The 17,420-nt window shown below is 52.1% G+C and carries 14 protein-coding genes; 6 read left to right on the top strand and 8 right to left on the bottom strand.

Annotated elements, in window-relative coordinates; translation table 11 throughout:
• Positions 1-7 precede the first annotated feature (7 nt).
• The 5 genes from ABFX35_RS10360 (at position 8) to ABFX35_RS10340 (ending at position 6,068) form a co-directional block, all read left to right on the top strand.
• Positions 8-862 carry a D-amino-acid transaminase gene (locus ABFX35_RS10360; protein ID WP_346080707.1) on the top strand — a complete coding sequence of 285 codons (855 nt, stop codon included), beginning with the start codon at positions 8-10 and terminating at the stop codon, positions 860-862.
• Between the two features lie 99 nt (positions 863-961).
• Entirely contained in the window at positions 962-2,557 is a 1,596-nt protein-coding gene (locus tag ABFX35_RS10355; RefSeq protein WP_346080705.1) for an ABC transporter substrate-binding protein, read from the top strand.
• Between the two features lie 32 nt (positions 2,558-2,589).
• Positions 2,590-3,531 carry an ABC transporter permease gene (locus tag ABFX35_RS10350; protein WP_279026243.1) on the top strand — a complete coding sequence of 314 codons (942 nt, stop codon included), beginning with the start codon at positions 2,590-2,592 and terminating at the stop codon, positions 3,529-3,531.
• Between the two features lie 12 nt (positions 3,532-3,543).
• Positions 3,544-4,419 (top strand): ABC transporter permease, encoded by an 876-nt coding sequence (locus ABFX35_RS10345; RefSeq protein WP_121555366.1) that lies wholly within the window; start codon positions 3,544-3,546, stop codon positions 4,417-4,419.
• Positions 4,416-6,068, top strand: a complete 1,653-nt coding sequence (locus ABFX35_RS10340; protein WP_346080703.1) for an ABC transporter ATP-binding protein — start codon at positions 4,416-4,418, stop codon at positions 6,066-6,068. Before ABFX35_RS10345 ends, ABFX35_RS10340 begins: the two co-directional genes overlap by 4 nt.
• Positions 6,069-6,177: 109 nt before the next feature.
• Here the strand turns inward: ABFX35_RS10340 and ABFX35_RS10335 are convergent, their stop codons facing one another.
• From ABFX35_RS10335 to ABFX35_RS10300, 8 genes are all read right to left on the bottom strand, one after another.
• Entirely contained in the window at positions 6,178-6,870 is a 693-nt protein-coding gene (locus tag ABFX35_RS10335; RefSeq protein WP_279026250.1) for a cyclase family protein, read from the bottom strand.
• A gap of 1 nt (position 6,871) precedes the next feature.
• Positions 6,872-8,104 carry an MFS transporter gene (locus tag ABFX35_RS10330; RefSeq protein WP_346080932.1) on the bottom strand — a complete coding sequence of 411 codons (1,233 nt, stop codon included), beginning with the start codon at positions 8,102-8,104 and terminating at the stop codon, positions 6,872-6,874.
• 670 nt (positions 8,105-8,774) lie between these two features.
• Positions 8,775-9,455, bottom strand: a complete 681-nt coding sequence (locus ABFX35_RS10325) for a molecular chaperone (protein WP_413541221.1) — start codon at positions 9,453-9,455, stop codon at positions 8,775-8,777.
• Positions 9,456-9,525: 70 nt separating this feature from the next.
• Entirely contained in the window at positions 9,526-11,136 is a 1,611-nt protein-coding gene (locus ABFX35_RS10320) for a fimbrial protein (protein ID WP_346080701.1), read from the bottom strand.
• Positions 11,126-13,666, bottom strand: a complete 2,541-nt coding sequence (locus ABFX35_RS10315; protein ID WP_346080699.1) for a TcfC E-set like domain-containing protein — start codon at positions 13,664-13,666, stop codon at positions 11,126-11,128. Before ABFX35_RS10315 ends, ABFX35_RS10320 begins: the two co-directional genes overlap by 11 nt.
• Before the next feature lie 11 nt (positions 13,667-13,677).
• Entirely contained in the window at positions 13,678-14,355 is a 678-nt protein-coding gene (locus ABFX35_RS10310) for an EcpB family pilus assembly chaperone (protein WP_279025356.1), read from the bottom strand.
• Positions 14,356-14,444: 89 nt separating this feature from the next.
• Positions 14,445-15,023 (bottom strand): common pilus major fimbrillin subunit EcpA, encoded by a 579-nt coding sequence (gene ecpA, locus ABFX35_RS10305; protein WP_095848266.1) that lies wholly within the window; start codon positions 15,021-15,023, stop codon positions 14,445-14,447.
• A gap of 92 nt (positions 15,024-15,115) precedes the next feature.
• Positions 15,116-15,628 carry a helix-turn-helix transcriptional regulator gene (locus ABFX35_RS10300; RefSeq protein ID WP_279025353.1) on the bottom strand — a complete coding sequence of 171 codons (513 nt, stop codon included), beginning with the start codon at positions 15,626-15,628 and terminating at the stop codon, positions 15,116-15,118.
• Positions 15,629-16,257: 629 nt separating this feature from the next.
• Here ABFX35_RS10300 and ABFX35_RS10295 point away from each other — a divergent pair.
• A complete protein-coding gene (locus ABFX35_RS10295) occupies positions 16,258-17,391 on the top strand; it encodes a helix-turn-helix transcriptional regulator (protein ID WP_346080697.1) in 1,134 nt (377 codons plus the stop codon).
• The last annotated feature ends 29 nt before the right edge of the window (positions 17,392-17,420 follow it).

Here is a 17,420-nt window from a genome sequence, read left to right as displayed (position 1 = left end):
TCGCGTTATGCGTACCTTATACCTGAACGGTGAATTCATTGCTGAAAACGAAGCGAAGATTTCGGTTTTTGACCGTGGTTTCACCTTTGCCGATGCCATTTATGAGGTCACCGCCGTACTGCAAGGCAAGCTGCTGGATATTGAGTTGCACCTGGCCCGCCTGCGGCGCTCGCTGGATGACATGGCGCTGACGTTGACGTTGGATAACGATGCGTTATTGGCTATCCATCAGGCGTTGATCGCCCGTAACCAACTGCAGGAGGGGCTGATCTACCTGCAGGTGAGCCGCGGCGTTGAAGACCGCAACTTTGCTTTTCCGCCGGCCGGCACGCCGCCGACGCTGGTGCTCTACACCCAGGCCAAAAATATCCTCGCCAGCCCGCTGGCCGAGCAGGGCATGAACATTATCAGCCTGCCGGACTTACGCTGGGGGCGTTGCGACATTAAAACAACGCAGCTGCTGTACGCCTGCCTGGCGAAAGAGCAGGCCAGGCAACGCGGCGCTGATGATGCCTGGTTGGTGAAAGACGGTTTGATCACCGAAGGCACCTCCAACAATGCGTTTATTGTCAGCCGTGATGGCGCAGTGATCACACGTGAACTGTCGCATGTTCTGCTGCCCGGCATCACCCGGGGCGCCCTGATTGCGCTGCTTAATCAACAGGGTTTGCGTCTTGAAACGCGAGCCTACACGGTGGATGAAGCAAAAGGCGCCGCAGAAGCCTTTATTACTTCCTCCACCTCGTTTGTCTACCCGGTGGTGAGTATCGACGGCCAGCCTGTCGGCGACGGTAAGCCTGGCCCAGTAACCCGGCGTTTACGCCAGCTTTATATCGATCGTGCGTTGGCGCTAACCAGCTGACGGCGGCAGGCCGCGGTTTCTGGCGCCCAGCGTTGTCACATTACATTGCACACACCGCAACGCCCAACAGCCGGGGTTGCTATTTACTGGAGTGTTAACGTGAAACTATATCCGTCCCGTTGTTTGATCGCCTGTCTGTTGTCTCTCGGCGTGAGCACCGCTTTCATCGCCCCATCCGCGATGGCGGCGGAGAAAACCTTGCATGCGGTGATGTCATCTTCATTGCGCGTGCTGGATCCGATCGCCACCACGGCGCAAATCACCCGTAACCACGGCTACATGATTTACGACACCCTGATTGGCATGGACGAGAAGCTGGAGCCGAGGCCGCAAATGGCGGACTGGACCCTTTCGCCGGATGGCCTGACCTACACCTTCACCTTGCGTGACGGGCTGCTATGGCACGACGGCAAACCGGTGACCGCCACCGATTGCGTCGCCTCCCTCAAACGCTGGGCGCGCTACGATGTCGGCGGTCAGTTGATGATGAAGTACACCGACAGCATTACCGCCACCGACGACAAAACCATCACGCTGAAGCTGGCGAAACCGTTCGGTTACGTGCTGCAACTGCTGGCGAAGCCTTCGTCGGTGGCGGCGTTTATGATGCCGGAACGCGTCGCGAATACCCCCGATGGCAAAATGATCACCGACTACACCGGCTCCGGTCCGTTCAAGTTTGTCGCCGGTGAATTCGATCCCGGCAATCGCGTGGTTTATGAAAAATTCCAGCAATACGTGCCGCGCAAAGAGCCGGCCAGCGGCACTGCGGGCGGCAAAGTGGTGAAGGTTGATCGTGTTGAGTGGATCAACATGCCGGACCGGATGACGGCAATTAACGCATTATCTTCCGGCGATATCGACTTTATCGAACAGTTGCCCATCGATCTTTTGCCGATGGTGCAGGCCGATCCGAACCTTAAGTCCGGCACCTTGAGCAAGCTGGGCGCGATGACCGGCGGCCGGATGAATTTTCTCTACCCGCCGTTTAATAATCCGGATATCCGCCGCGCCGCCTTGTTGGCGATGAACCAGAAGGATGTGCTCGACGCATTGGTCGGCAACCCGCAGTACTTCAAGCTGTGCGCATCGGTATTCGGCTGCGGCACCGCGCTGGAAAGCCAGGCTGGCGGTGAAACGCTGCTGAACGGCGGCGATGTTGAAGCGGCGAAGGCGCTGCTGAAGAAGGCCGGTTACGACGGCACGCCGGTGGTGATCATGCAGCCGACCGATGTGCCGAGCCAGGCGTCGCAACCGGTGGTGGCGGCGCAGGCGCTGCGCAAGGCCGGTTTCAAGGTTGATTTGCAGCCGATGGACTGGCAGACCCTGGTGTCGCGGCGCGCCAACCCGAACCCACCGTCACAGGGCGGTTGGAACCTGTTTTTCACCTACTGGAATGCTGAAACGATCTGGAACCCGGTGGTCAATCCGATGCTCGATGGCGGCGGGCGCCAGGGGGCGTGGTTTGGCTGGCCGACCGATCCGCAGATGAATCAGCTTAAGATCGATTTTGCGACCGCGACCGATCCGGCCAGGCAAAAAGATATCGCCGTCGAGATCCAAAAGCGCGCGATGGCGCAGGTCAGCTACATTCCGCTGGGCCAGTTCTATGATGTGGCCGCGTGGAGCAGCCATATCAGCCATTTGATGACCGGCCCGTCCACAGTGTTCTGGAACGTTGAGAAAAGCGACTAGTTACCGGGCAAATACACCTTTCGGAGGTTCCTGTGGTTGGTTACTTTATTCGCCGCGTGCTGGCGGCCATTCCGGTGATGCTGGTGGTGGCGCTGTTTGTCTTCCTGTTGCTGCGGCTGTCGCCGGGCGATCCGGCGGCGATTATTGCCGGTGATATGGCGACTGCGCAGCAACTGGCCGCGATTCGTGAAAGTCTGGGATTGAACCAGCCGTTGTATCAACAGTTTTTTGTCTGGATCGCGCAACTGTTGCAGGGCGATTTCGGCACTTCCCTGATGGCCCAGACGCCGGTTATCACCATGATTGGTCAGCGTCTGGAGCCGACGCTGAGCCTGGCGCTGGTCGCGATTACTTTCACCATCCTGATTTCGGTGCCGCTGGGGGTACTGGCGGCGTGGAAGCACGGTACCTGGATCGACAATCTGGTGATGTCTTCCTCTGTGCTGGGATTCTCGATACCGGTGTTTGTGATTGGTTATCTGTTGAGCACGCTGTTTGCCATCGAACTGAAATGGTTGCCGGTACAAGGATTTCGCAGCATCTCCCAGGGGGCCTGGCCGTTCACGCAACGCATTATCTTGCCGGCATTGACGCTGTCTTCGGTCTATATCGCGCTGGTGGCGCGCATGACCCGTGCCAGCGTGCTGGAGGTGTTGGGGGAAGATTACATTCGTACCGCCCGCGCCAAAGGGTTGCCGGAAATCCATGTGCTGTTCCGCCATGCGCTGCGTAATTCGATGATTCCGATTCTGACGGTGATCGGTACCGGTTTTGCGCTGATGATCTCCGGCGTGGTGGTGACCGAAAGCGTATTTAATATTCCGGGGCTGGGGCGGCTGATCGTTGATGCGGTGCTGGCGCGCGACTACCCGGTGATCCAGGGCATGATCCTGCTGACCAGCGGCGTCTATGTCATCATCAATTTGCTGATCGATCTGTCGTACGCGCTGAGCGATCCGCGTATTCGTTATTAGGGGGGGCATGGCATGAGCAAACCTGTTTCAGCGATCTTGCCGGCACCCCGCTGCCGGCTGATAAAACTGCCGCGTATACCGCTGATGCCGGCCATTGCGCTGGTGATCCTGGCGCTGATCGTCGGGATGGCGATATTTGCGCCCTGGATCGCCAATCACGATCCGCAGGCGCTGGCGCCGGCGTTTCGCCTCCGGCCACCCGGCGAGGCGTTTTGGCTGGGCACCGACGCCTATGGGCGCGATCTGTTTTCGCGCATTGTTTACGGTGCGCGTATCTCATTGATTGTCGGGCTGGGCGTTACGGCCATGAGTGTGCTGATAGGCCTGCCGTTGGGGCTGCTGGCGGGCTATTTTCGCGGCGTGGACGCCGTGTTGATGCGGGTGATGGATGGCCTGATGGCGATACCGGGCATCCTGTTGGCCATTGCCATCGTCTCGTTGAGCAGCGCCGGTATCTGGACGGTGATGGTGGCGATCATGATCCCGGAAATCCCCCAGGTTGTTCGCCTGGTGCGCTCGCGGGTACTGTCGGCGCGTGAAGAGCCCTATGTCGAAGCCGCGATACTCAGCGGGACGTCGACCTTCAAGGTGCTTACGCGGCATCTGATGCCCAACACGCTGGCGCCATTGATTGTGCAAAGTACCTATATCTGCGCCTCTGCGATCCTGACGGAAGCGATTCTGTCGTTCCTTGGCGCGGGGATTGGCACCGAAATCCCGACCTGGGGCAATATTATTTCCGAAGGCCGCGTCTACTTCCAGCTTAAGCCTTCGCTGGTGCTGTGGCCGGGGCTGGTTCTCTCATTGTGTATTTTGTCGATTAACCTGTTGGGGGATAGGGTGAGCGATGCGCTTGATCCGCGGCTGAATAAAAGGGGGAGAGCATGAGTGAACAGCATGACGTTATCCTGCATGTCGAGCGCCTGTCGGTGAACACCGCGCAAGGCGTGCCGATTTTGCAGGACATCTCCTTTAGTATCCGCGCCGGGGAAACACTTTGCCTGGTCGGTGAAAGCGGTTCGGGCAAATCGGTCACCTCGCTGGCGACGCTTGGCCTGCTGCCGAAAGGCGCGCTCGGGGTGGTTGGCGGGCGCATTCTGCTGGATGGCGAAGACGTGCTGCAGGTCACCAATGGGCGGCTGAAGGCGCTGCGCGGCAGCCATATGGCGATGATTTTCCAGGAGCCGATGACCGCGCTTAATCCGGTGCTGACCGTGGGGCGCCAGATAGATGAAGTGCTGCAAACGCACACCGATCTCGGCGCAGCGCAGCGTCATGCGCGTGTGCTGGACGCCCTCGCGCAGGTGCATTTGCCGGATATCGCCCGTGTTTATGACGCCTATCCGCACCAGCTTAGCGGCGGCCAGCGGCAGCGCATTATGATCGCCATGGCGTTGGTGCTCGAACCCCGGCTGCTGATCGCGGATGAACCGACGACCGCGCTTGATGTCACCACCCAGCAGCAAATCCTCAAACTGATCCGCGAACTCCAGCAAAAACACGGTACCGCGGTGTTATTTATCACCCATGACATGGGCGTGGTGGTGGACATCGCCGACCGCGTCTGCGTGATGCGCAAGGGCAATATCGTTGAAGCCGGCGCCTTGCGGCAAGTGCTGTCGCAGCCGCGCGAGGACTATACCAAAGCCCTGTTGGCAGCGGTGCCGAGCCTGGCGCCAAGACCGGTGCGCCCGGCGATCAGCGCGCAGGTGGTGCTTGATGTTGTTGAACTGGGGAAAATTTATCCGCCTAAAGGCGGCGCGCTGTGCTGGTTCGGCAAGCGGCGCAAGGGCACCCGTGCGTTGCATGATGTGACCTTCAGCCTTAAACGTGGCCGCACGCTGGGGATTGTCGGCGAAAGCGGTTCTGGTAAATCGACGATGGCGCGTTGTGTGATGCGTCTGCTGACGCCTGACGAGGGCGCGATACGTATTACCGGCAATGATATCTCCGAACTGTCGCCCGCCGGGCTTAAACCGCACCGCAAACGTATCCAGATGATCTTCCAGGATCCGAACCGTTCCCTCAATCCGCGCATCAGCATTGGCAAAAGTTTAGTGGAAGGCCCGATGAACCACGGCGCCTCCTTTGCCCAGGCCTGGGCGAAAGGGCAAAGATTGCTGGAGTTGGTTGGGCTGCCGGCCGACGCCATTGACCGTTATCCGCACCAGTTTTCCGGCGGGCAACGGCAGCGTATCGCTATTGCTCGGGCGCTGGCGATGGAGCCTGATGTGATCGTCGCCGATGAAGCCGTGTCGGCACTCGACGTCTCGGTACAGGCACAAGTGCTGCAACTGCTTAATGATATTCAGCAGCGGCTGGGCGTCGCCATTTTATTTATCACCCATGATCTTCGGGTGGCGGCGCAGTTGTGCGATGACGTGCTGGTGATGCGGTATGGTGAGGTGATCGAGTATGGGGCGGCAGCCGAAGTGCTGGCATCACCACAGCATCTCTATACGCAACAACTGATGGACGCGGTGCCCGGAAAAAGCTGGGACTTCGCCGCAGGCAGGGGATCTGACTGCGGCATTTGATTGACGGCCCGGCAATATCACGGCCTGCGTGCTTTACCGGCGTTTGGCCGGGTAAGGGGAAACACCAGAATGGCTAGCCAGCGTACAAGTGGCGTATGTCTGGATAGCCTTATACCAATGCGATCGCCCTTACCGGGGAGGCTGAACCCCCTTTGATTCTTAACGGCAGCGCGATAAAAATGAAGGTTTCGGGGACGCTATCCAAATTGGCCAGGTTTTCCATGATCAATTTGCCTGAACCCAAAATAATCTGATGCGCAGGGTAGCTGGAGTTCGACCAGGCATCGAGCGACATGGCATCGGAACCAATGACGTTCACGCCTTTCGCCAAAAGGTATTCTGCGCCAGCCGCAGATAAGCCCGACCAACCGGATAAGAAAGGTTTATGATCCGGCCGCAGCCGCCATTTTTTATCGTGGCCGGTACGGAACAAAACAATATCATCGGCTTGGATATCACCATTGCTTTTTTCCCACGCTTGGATCATGGCGACGGTAATTTCGCTATCGTCGGGATAATCCGAAACGTCTATTTTTACGCCCCGGCCAATTAACGACCTGACATTAATCTGTTCGATGGTTTTACCCGTTGGAATAAAATGCGATGGGGAATCCACATGGGTACCGCAGTGATCGCCCATTTGCAGCAAATTATTATAATTACCGTCCCCGGCGGCATAGGTTTCCGAATCAGCCAGCAAAAATTTCGGATGCGTCGGCCATACGGGCATTGCCGCTTCATAGCTATGGTTTAATTCTATCAGTTCACCGTGGCGTAATGCGTTAAGCAGCTCAATATTCATTTTAAATACCCTTATGTTCAATGGTTTCTTTAATGAAATAAAGCGGCAGGCAAGACAGCGCCAGAACACCGACAATAATCATGTAATGCACATTAAAACCATAATCATGGATAATCCACCCGGTGATTGGCGCCACCAGGATACCGGCGATGCCGACAGCCAGGCCAATCATTAACCCCATACTGGATGCCGCTGCTTTCGGCGCTGAATCAATCAACAGCGCATAGGCGACCGGATAGGGGGAATTTCTGAATAGCCCCCAGAAAATCAAGATGGCCCAGCCAAAAGCGGCGGAATGGATATACGTACACAATGCGGTGGCGATCATCCACCCGAAAATGATCACGCCGAGCGAGCGCTTGCGGCCTTTGACGTCGGAATAGCCGCCCCAGAGGATTTGGCCAATCCAACCAGTGATGCCGGAGGCGCCGGAAATAATGGCCGCGGTTCCGAGAGGCAGCCCCACATCACGGGTTAATTGCAGCGTCAGGAAGTTCGCAATACCCATTTCCGCCCAGGTGAAGCCGAAGATCAGCAGTATCGCCAACAGGCAGTTGCGGTTTTTCAGGCATGATAAGGATTTGCCCAACGTGGTGCTAAAACTGTCCCGTTTGGCCCCCTCGTCTACCGGTTCTACCGGCACGGTGAGGTTGTTTTCTTCAATCCATGTCATTACGCGTTGGTGGTTTTTCTTGGTGCAAATGAAAAACTGCAGCACAACGATGGAGAGGCCGATCAGCGGAATAAACAGAAACGCCTGGCGCCAGGTGCCGAATGCCAGGATGCCGGCAATCAACACCGGGCCGATAAACTGCCCTAACGGGAAGCCGGTATGATGCACGCCGATGGCGAAGCCGCGATTTTCTTTTTGCCACCATTCCCCCAGCATGGCCACGTTGATAGGTTCGGAGCCGCCGGTTCCCATTCCCATGGTCACGCGCAATGCCTGAAACGCACCCAGGGTTTTGCAAAACGCGGTGGCGACCCCCGATATCACTTCAACTAACACCGCTGCGGTCCAGCTATAGCATCGTTTATAGCCTGTGCCGATAACATCAGAAAATATGCCGAAAATCACTGCGCCGCTTAATGTGCCGAAAAAACTTAATGAGTTAAGCCAGCCTACTTGTATTTCCGTCAGATTAAAGTCTTTCATAATGGCAGGTAGCAGCGTGGGTAAAATAATCCTGTCAATTGAGTTCATTAAAATAGCGAATGTCGTTATTACCAACATCCACCAGGATAATGGGTGCGCTTTAGGGATAAAACGGCGTTTTTCGGCGGGCCGTTTGGATGTGCTTGCGGGGGACAGGTAATCATGTGTGTTTTTTTCATGATTAGTCAATGGCGTTTCTTCGCTGCCCATTTCTTAACACCTCGTTACGTAAGGTAAAATATGATAATGCTTTATCCTGTGGATAACGAAACAGGAAATAAAAAACTCACTTAATACATAAAAGGTGAGTGTGCCATACACCTGAATTTGAAGAGACAGGCTATTTAAATAAAAGCGATTCATCCATGATGGAATTACGACATTAATCCATGGCCAGCATGGATTAATATGTGTGATGTGAATACGTCCGTGATCTTAATTGATGACCTAAAGATAGGAGGTTAAATACTACCATACAAGAATGGAATGAATGATTTTAGACCTGAATCACAATTATCTTATCGGGGCCCGCACCCATAGCGGGGCTCCGGGCCTATGACGAAACGGTGGTTTATGATGTGCGCGGGGGCTTTTGTCGCCCTGAACGGCGGCATAAACGCGGCTTAACCCCTTACAGCTAACTGCGGAGATGCCGAACATACCAGCTTTCAGCGGTATGCTGTCGTGCTGGGGTAACCCGGTACCCGGAAAATGCAGTGACGCTGCACCGGTGCGGTGGGGGGGGATTTTATTGCGGGGGATGACTGAAACAGCTTTTCCCCAGCTTGATGTATCTTTCCATTGCCACTAAATATTTCTTATTTTTGGCGCTGAGACTTTTATTTTTATAAGTTTCGCCGGGCAGCATATAGAACTGTGTGGAGCTTTCATCATCGCCATTGCAACCTTTTTGAATTATCACGCGAAAGAACGTATTGCCGTTGTTTTGTAACGTCCCATTCAGCTCATCCAGCCGGTAGGAAAAATGCAATGTTCTGGGCCGCACCACTAAAATGGTATTCATGGCGACAACAGGGAAGATATAGGTCTTGCGGTCAGCCGGTTTCAACGGGAATAACGTCAGCGGCGATTCCGTGAAGGTTATGCGGTAATAGCGCTCTTTATCGTCGCGGGGGCCACGGTAAAATATTTTGAAGTACTCTTTGCCATTGGCGGCGACGGAGAATTTCAGCGGCGCATAGAGCAGTTCACCATTTTCCATCGGCAAACGGTGTTCGCCGCCGACGCCCGGGCGATCTATCCGGTAGGCGGAAATGGTGTAGATATTATTCTTTTGCGTGTCATTAAAAAGCTGTTTGGCGATGAAATCTCTGTCCGCCGGCATCTCATAAATAATAGAGTCAAAATAAACAGCTTTCACGCTGGCTGAAAACAGCCAAAGGAGGGCCAGAATCATGTGTTTGGTCACGGCGTGCTCTCAATCATACGGTTGAATACGTCATCGGGCTCCGGCATGCCGGAGCCCCTGGCCTGGCGGTTTACGGATCAACACCGACCCAGGTTGCGGTGACATTCACTTCGCCGCTGGCGCTGACCGTGCCGGCCCAGTCATCCCCGCTTACCGTGTACAGCGAGCGCGTATCATTCATTGGGAATAATAGTTTTAGCGTGGTGGTGAAGTAGTAGCCGTCGTCAAGCGCCGCATTCCAGGCCGTTTGCGTCCAGTTAGCGTTGGTGATGTCGATAGCCGCTTCACTGCAGCTATTGCGGCTTTCTATCGTCGCGCCTGCCGCCGAAACATAAGACAAATAGGCTGGAATCGGCACGTTTAATGTGCCGTCCGCCGAAGTAAATAAACAGTAGGGCGTGTCATTGATGGTAGTGCTGTTGCCCGTTACCTGTGCGGTAATGGCGTCCGCCTGCCGGGATGCGGACGTGGTGACCTTATAGTCAAATTCTATCGGCGATGTGCTACCGATGGTTCCCGATGCGCTTGGGTTGGCCGAGCCATCCGTGGCAACAATGCTAATGCCGTATTCTTTCGGCGTCACGTTGAGCGAATTGGAGGCTGTGAACTGGTAATAGCCGGATTCCGGCGTCAGCGCGTTAGTAAAATAGAAGGTAAACAGCGAATTATTGTTAGAAATGGTCACGCCGTTGTTAAGAATATTGCTAAAGAAGGTATTAGAGAGGAAGACATAGACATAGTTGCCCGCGGTGGTAAATACGTTGCTATAGGTCGTGTTGGCACTGTAGTTGTACCAGGTGGAACCGTCACCGCTGAATCTAACTGTGTTGGCCGCCGGCGTAAAGCCGAGTGCGGCGGTATCCAGCACCATTCTGAAATATAATGCGGTGGTGACCTGTTGGGTTTGTTGCAAAGAGTAAGATACCATTTTGCAAATGACGCCGGACGTGCCGCTAACGGTCGCGATGCTGCACATGTCGCTGCCGCTATTCACGCTGGGAGTACCGTCACTGGCTACCCAAAGTTCAGACATCGCGCCGGTGCTGTTAAGCGTTAAATGGCCGACTTTGGTGGCCGTGAGGGTGTAGTAGTACCATGTCGCATTGCTGGTCAGATCTTTACATCGGGTGCCGGCAGCATAGTCATAATTGGTTGAGGTAAAACACCAGTTCAGGGTAAAGCTGTCGCTGGATCCCACGGATTTTTCTCTGAAATATTGATACGCCGCGGCTGAAAACGAGGCGAAGCCGTAGCTGCCATTATAAACGCTGCTGCCGGCCAGCGCGTGGTAAAAGCCGTTGGCGTCGGTGGCTGCGCCGGCAATATAACCAACGGAAGGGCAGGTAGTGCCTGACGACATGCAGCGTATGCCCTGAAATGGTTCCGTGATAGGGGAATTATCAATCCACATATCATAATAGGTATTGGCGGATGCCCAGCCGACATAGCCCATATAACCCAGGCTGGTCTGGTTGGTTGAATATTTGGTCCAGACGTTAGCGCCGGAAAAACGTGGATCGAGGGCGCCCGGCGTCACCACATATTCATTATCGATGTTATTCTCGATAAACAGGTAAGTATTGCTCCCGGAGCCGCTGTTGTAGGCCGTGGCGGCCAACGCCCCTGCGCCGTGCGCCAGGCTGCACAATAAAAACAGCGTCTGGCGTAGTTTAATAAACATATTGCCTCTCCTTTTCTTCCTGCTGCGCAGTCTGATTTTGGCTGACGCAATGAATATCACCGAGCCATACGGCGCCTCTTGCCCCCTGCAAATTGAGTTCGGCTTCACAAACGCTGCCATTCCTTTCCAGCAGGGTGATGAATGGGAATTTTTTATCTACGTCCATGGCAAATTCGCCTTTTTCATCGGTTTGCGTTTTACCGATATGGTTATGAATATCGGTATTCACCGCCAATTGGCCATCTGAGTGGCGAATGCGGCCAAATACGGTCACCAGTTGTTTTATTTCCGGGTTAACCACGCTGACGTTGCCGGGATAAAGCACGACGCTGTTTTTGCGGCCGCTGACGATATCCACGCTGTCCTCGGAGTTTTTATCGTTCATTAATTCAACGGTATATTTTGCGTAAGGGGGGAGGGCGATAAAATTGGATTTACCGGACAGGGCATAGGTGCGCCCGTTAACCTGCGCCGCAACCGTGCCTTTTTCTGCGAAGTCGGTATTGACCAGCACGCCTGCGCGCTGGCTGTCTTTGCTAAGCGCCAGGTCGCGGCCAGACCACGCCACCGACCCTTGCGAACTGAGGCTCAGGTTGGTGTTATTTTCCGAGGTATGCGTCATCGCCACCGTGCCAGCATTATATTTGGTATCGTAAGAGGCAAAGCCATTCAATGAATATTGGTCTGCGGTATAGCTATTGTCGTCGCCACCTTTGATCCGTTTGGATAATGACGCGCCGGCGTTGGTAATCACACTGTTGTCAAAGCGTTTTCGGATACTGGTATTGGCCAGCATATTGCCATTTTCACTTGAAACCCCCGCGCTGAGCCAGGTTGCCAGCGGCATGGAGAACTCAATGTTGACGTATTTATCTTGCAGGCCGTCGTCATTGCTATTGTTGTAGTAATAACGCTGTATGCCGGTGCGCAGACTGATGGTGGCGTAGCGGGTGTTGTACAGTGTCTGGCTGTAGTCGACGTTGGTATATTGGTTGCCGGTATAATTATTAACGGTTTTGCTGAGGGACAGGCTGCCCAGATACGGCGTCAGCTTTCTCAGGTTCAAGGTGGCGCCGGCGGAGTAAAAATCACCTTTTTCAATCGGTAGTCTATTACCGATATGGCTCAATTCGCGCGAACCCCACAAGGAACCATAGCCGCCGGGTATGCTCAGGTTAAGCGTACTGATGCTTTTCCAGGAGGAGTCCGTCGCGGCCATCATCTGTTGGTTGAAGCTGAACGTGTCATTGAACGAAACGTTAACTTCATTTTCGTTAACTCCGGTATGATCGAAACCGTAGAGCGTGGATTTTAGCGATATGCCCGACAGGTAAGGCAGCGTTATCGCCGCGGCGCCGCCGGCAAGCCAGGTCTCTTTCTTCCCTAGGCTCCTCTCGGTCTCGCGGCGATAGTCCATACGATTGTATTGCAACATGCCGCTAAAGGTTTGCCACGCGACTTCCCCGGTCAGGCTGCTTTTTCTGGAGAAGGTTTTGTTGATCTGGGAGGTACGGCTGCTAACCTGTTGGCCGTTGACCACCACCTGTACGTCCACGTTGTAGACGCCGAAGGGCAGCCGGGTGGTATCGATTTCATAGTTGCCCATGGCGAAATTCTGGATGCTGAGCAAACGGCCTTCACGATAGATGTGCACTTCGCCGGCGCTCGGCAAAAATACGGTAATCGGTGTTAATGACAGCGTATTGTCTTCGATCTGCGTACTGCTTTTATTGCCGTAGCTTATCCCATAGATCCTGCTGGAATTCAGCGCGCTCATGCTGGCGATGGACTGTAAATTCCAGGTGTCTACCATGCCCAGTGCCAGTCTGCGCCCCTCATAGTCACGCTCGTACATGGCGCGATAAAGGTTGCTGCTGGTGTCGCCTGTCCCCAATCCGTAAAGGGAACCGTTCAGATTGAAGTGGTTCTCGCGCAGTGAGGTGGTGTTATCCAGCGTGATAAAACTGCTGCCGTTATTGCGGTTCGAATATTTGTTGTAATAGCTGCCGACTGTATAATTCAGCACGGAGGAGAGATTGGTTGACGTCGATTCGCCGAGCAAATTGCTGCGCGGGATAATCGATGCGGCCAGCGCCTGTTGGTTAACGGTCAACTCCAGATAAAATGACTTGATATCCAGACTGAGGGTTGCGTCATCACCGAGGCGTAACGTGGTTCCGCCGGTGAAATGCTTATCCTTTAGTCCGATGATTATCGCTTTTGTCGCAGGGGATAATTCGGTGTTGTTCGGCAGATCCGCCAGCGTCACTTCACGGATAAGAAAACCGTTTTCGTCAATGGCGAGTGCGGCATCAGCGATCTTTTGTTGGCTTTTATTATTTTGTGCATCACCGCTATATTTAATAAACACGGGCACCCTCATGCCCTGATTCAGCGCATTGGCAAATACGCCAGGGATGAGATACTCGCCTAGCTTGACCGATGTTTGCTTTTCTGCTCCGGACGACGAGCAAGAAATAAAGAAAATACTCACCCCCGCCGCTTTTATGCAACCAGTCCATTTATCCATATTCCGCTCTTTTATTTTACATTTATATAAGTCTTGCCGTGCCAAATACCTATGCGTGTTTTATTGTTTGTAATATCGGTATATTTTATCCTAACGCTCTTGCCAGGCATGATGTAATATCGTTCACGGCACCCTTTGCCCTGGTCCATTTTTTTGTCTTTACAGGTTCCGAATGAGATGACACGGAATGCTGCATTGCCGCTGTTATATATCGTGTCGCCATCACGTTTGAAATCGAAGTTTTCTTTACGCGGCCCTACGACTAATATGGTATTGATAACGGCAGACGTGGTGGCCTGGCCCTGTTTGCTTTTCTGCGTATAACCTGACTCTGTAATAGGTTCGTCTGTCCATGAAAGCCGGTAATAACGCTCTTTGTTGTCACTAGGGCCTTTATAGAAAAAACGGAAGTTATCTTTGGCATTGCCTGGCAGAATGAGACTTGAAGGCGTTGATAAGAGTTCCGATTTGCTTTCCATCGGAATAATCACGCCTTCGGCCATTGGGGACGATAGGCGGTAAACTGTGACGCTGACAAAGCGTGCGGAATCTGTCGTGTTGGTAATTTCTTTTGACAGGCTGAATTCGTCAGGCGCCATCATGGATGTTACCTCACCCACATTGACAGCCTGCGCCATAAAAGGCAGCAGAGCTAAAACAGACCAGGAAAGAGTAAAAACTTTATTCATAAAAACCTCATTAAAGGAGGGGATACCCCTCCTTTAATCTTGCGCAATATTAACAACGTGCCGGTTCAGCCGTTATGCGTCAGGAACGATTAAATCGTCCAGTTAGCGGTAAACTGAACTTTTACATCGCCGCTCCAGTAACCGTCTGCCAGATCGGCAAAGGCAGCGGCTGTTGAACCGTCAGAAGTGGCGGAATCAATGGAGAAAGTGAAGGCGCCCTGGGTACTGGTGCGATCGCTGCCGGCATAGGCCGAACTTACTGCCAGCGCATCCAGACCGGAAGACACGTTGTTAGCCGTATCGATCAGCGTTGTTACGCTGCTGTTGGACAATGCGGTACCGTTCCAGGCGACGCCGACGTCCAAGGTGGACGCGTCGGCGCTGCGCGTCAGGGTATTGCTGACAATCTGCGAGGTCAGGGTAAAATCGGTTGCGCCGGACTGCCCCTGAATGGTGATATCAAACGCGCCGTCCTGGGTGTTAAAACCCTGGATGCCTTCTGCGTACTCAAACGTCAGTGATTTTAGTGGGGTAACGACCAGTGCACTGGTCGTATCTTTGGTTGCGCTCGCATCCCAGCTTGCCGTAGCGGACGCCGTAACGTCGGCTAAGGCAGAAACGCTAATGAATGACGAGGTGATGAGTGTAGCTAAAACAAGTTTTTTCATTGAAACTTCCTTTTTATGTGATGACCGATGATAATTTTTACTGCAGCACTTCATTGGTTTTTAGGAGGATCTCCTACGTTCTTGCAGACTGATTAACTCATAATCAGCATTGCAATTTTTCTTACTTTCATCTTCTTAGTAATACTCTGAACACGTGAATAGGTTGTCTTGTGTGATTCAATGTTCTCTTTCGAGATTGAAATGATTTTTTTACCACGTAAGATCTCATCTAATAGATGGTATTCTTTCCATGTCAGGCGGTTCTTTTGGGTTTCTTCAGGAATAAGAGGTTGTTCACCTTTAGCTACTGACCGCAAGTCATTCAGTAATACGTCCTCTCCGGCCTTTATTCTCACGATGAAGATATTTTTTGATTTCCCACGAAGATATAAGGCAACGGGAAGTGTATGATCATCGCAAAAAAGCGTGATTTTTTTTCCAGATGAAACATATAACAAAATGATTTTTGGTAAAAATGACTTAAAATTCTTACGAGAAAAGTCCCAGTAAAGGACGCCATCTTGCCGTAGTTTAACTAACTCATGTAAGTATTTTATGCCCAAGTCAAAAAAATAATGATTAAAAGGGTAACCTGCCATTTCCATATTTATTCCTCAGCGTGACTTCTTTTTGTAAGCGCTGCCACGACAGCAACGGATCACATTAAGAACCTGCGAAATTTTTATCAGGTGTTGTTATATCACCCGCAAATCAATGACATTGCTCAGTGACCGGTTGGCGCAGACATCTTCATGATGCTTGCTATCCACCGCCAGATCCGCCGTTTCTCCGCACCGTATTTTCTGACTTCCCATTCCCTATCGCCGAATACTTCTTACCCGATTAAATCAATGCCGCCAGGGCCACGTGCGTTTTTAGCGCGTGTTTGCGTGCTGATATTGGCGTTGACGCTTTTGTTCATTTCATTTTGCTGGCGTTATTCGTGTGCCGGAACATGGAATTAACAAATTTCTACAAGCTGCACAACGCAAGATAAAAGACGCATTTGCGCATCGTTTGGGTTTTGTCGTTTGTGCATGCTTCCGGCACTACCAGGCCAATGCGTTGCCGCTACTTGTAACCAGTATGTAACCACTGTGTTGGTGGCAATTCTGCATGTAAGCATCCGTGTCGAAACCTCCCAATTGGGAGGTTTTGAAGAAATCTCATGAGCAAGAATAACAAGCCTGTTCTTTTTCGTATTGAACCTTACGGACTTCATGGGTAACTTTAAGTGAAAAAAAAGTCTTTAGATAATGATGTGGCTGAAATAGCCTACATATTAGAAAGTGCTGCATGGGGAGAAATCACCTGGGATACTGTTTTAAAACGGATAGCAGAAATTATTCCTGGTACTTCATTGCATTCAGCACATCATGATCCATTTGCCAGTAAAGCGCTAACACTTGACTGGCATGGTATTGATGATGCTATTGCGGATAACTATAAGAATTACTATATCGGCATAGATCCCTGGGCGCCGGTTTTTTCCGCGCTACCCAGCGGAACTATATTCGTTTCTGAGAGAGAAATGCCGGCCAGTACATTAAAAAATACCGAATATTACAACGATCATCTTTCCCGGTTGGGGCAACGGGTCGCCTGGTCCGGAATAAGAATAGACATTGGGACACATGAGAACTTTTTCTTCTGTCTACATTACCCGTTAAATATAAGTAGAAAGTTGGATTTATATTGTTCCCAATTGCTTTCCGCTATTAAGATGCCGCTGTTGAGGGTCGTTGGTGAGGAGATGCGTGTCAACAATATACGGCAACGTGTAACGGCAGAGACGGCAATATCCTTATCTTCAACGGACGCATCACTGGTTGTAGATGAAAAAATGAAGCTTTTTGAGATGAATCTTCGCGCTGAAATGCTTATTTCTGAAGGGAGTTTGGTTAGGTATCGTCAGGGGGTGATTAGTTTCATAAATAACGAATTGAATAATATTTTTGTTGAGAAAGTTAAAGTTCTTAATGCTACTCCGCTTGGCTCACAACAGGTGGTTGGGGTACGGAGTGGTTTTAAAAAATTTATTATAAAGTTCACCCGGGTCAGTCGAGATCTGGGTAAACCTTTGATATACACACCAGCATTAATTTTCATCTCAATAACAGATGCCAGCCTGCGTAGAGGAGAACTGGATATAAAACTATTAAAGAGTGTTTACAAAGTTACTGATACTGAGGCAAAACTTTGCCATCTTCTAGCCAAAGGATTAAGTTTAATGGAGTCAGCTGAGATGGCGGGTATTAGTTATGAGCATGCCCGTCAACGTATAAAAATAATCTTAGAGAAAACCTGTACAAAAAATAAAACGGAACTGACTGCATTATTAAGTCAACTGATGTGTTGGTTGGATTAATAGCTATGGCATTGCTGAAATAAATATGT

This window comes from Gibbsiella dentisursi (assembly GCF_039539505.1).
GTDB lineage: Bacteria > Pseudomonadota > Gammaproteobacteria > Enterobacterales > Enterobacteriaceae > Gibbsiella > Gibbsiella quercinecans.
This window is presented reverse-complemented; position numbering and strand designations above follow the sequence as displayed.

Bases quoted from the DNA above. Each gene is read 5' to 3' on its own strand.
- ABFX35_RS10320 (WP_346080701.1), bottom strand. From the start codon at position 11,136: ATGTTTATTAAACTACGCCAGACGCTGTTTTTATTGTGCAGCCTGGCG.
- ABFX35_RS10300 (WP_279025353.1), bottom strand. From the start codon at position 15,628: ATGGAAATGGCAGGTTACCCTTTTAATCATTATTTTTTTGACTTGGGC.
- ABFX35_RS10360 (WP_346080707.1), top strand. From the start codon at position 8: ATGCGTACCTTATACCTGAACGGTGAATTCATTGCTGAAAACGAAGCG.
- ABFX35_RS10330 (WP_346080932.1), bottom strand. From the start codon at position 8,104: ATGTTGGTAATAACGACATTCGCTATTTTAATGAACTCAATTGACAGG.
- ABFX35_RS10310 (WP_279025356.1), bottom strand. From the start codon at position 14,355: ATGAATAAAGTTTTTACTCTTTCCTGGTCTGTTTTAGCTCTGCTGCCT.
- ABFX35_RS10335 (WP_279026250.1), bottom strand. From the start codon at position 6,870: ATGAATATTGAGCTGCTTAACGCATTACGCCACGGTGAACTGATAGAA.
- ABFX35_RS10340 (WP_346080703.1), top strand. From the start codon at position 4,416: ATGAGTGAACAGCATGACGTTATCCTGCATGTCGAGCGCCTGTCGGTG.
- ABFX35_RS10345 (WP_121555366.1), top strand. From the start codon at position 3,544: ATGAGCAAACCTGTTTCAGCGATCTTGCCGGCACCCCGCTGCCGGCTG.
- ABFX35_RS10315 (WP_346080699.1), bottom strand. From the start codon at position 13,666: ATGGATAAATGGACTGGTTGCATAAAAGCGGCGGGGGTGAGTATTTTC.
- ecpA (WP_095848266.1), bottom strand. From the start codon at position 15,023: ATGAAAAAACTTGTTTTAGCTACACTCATCACCTCGTCATTCATTAGC.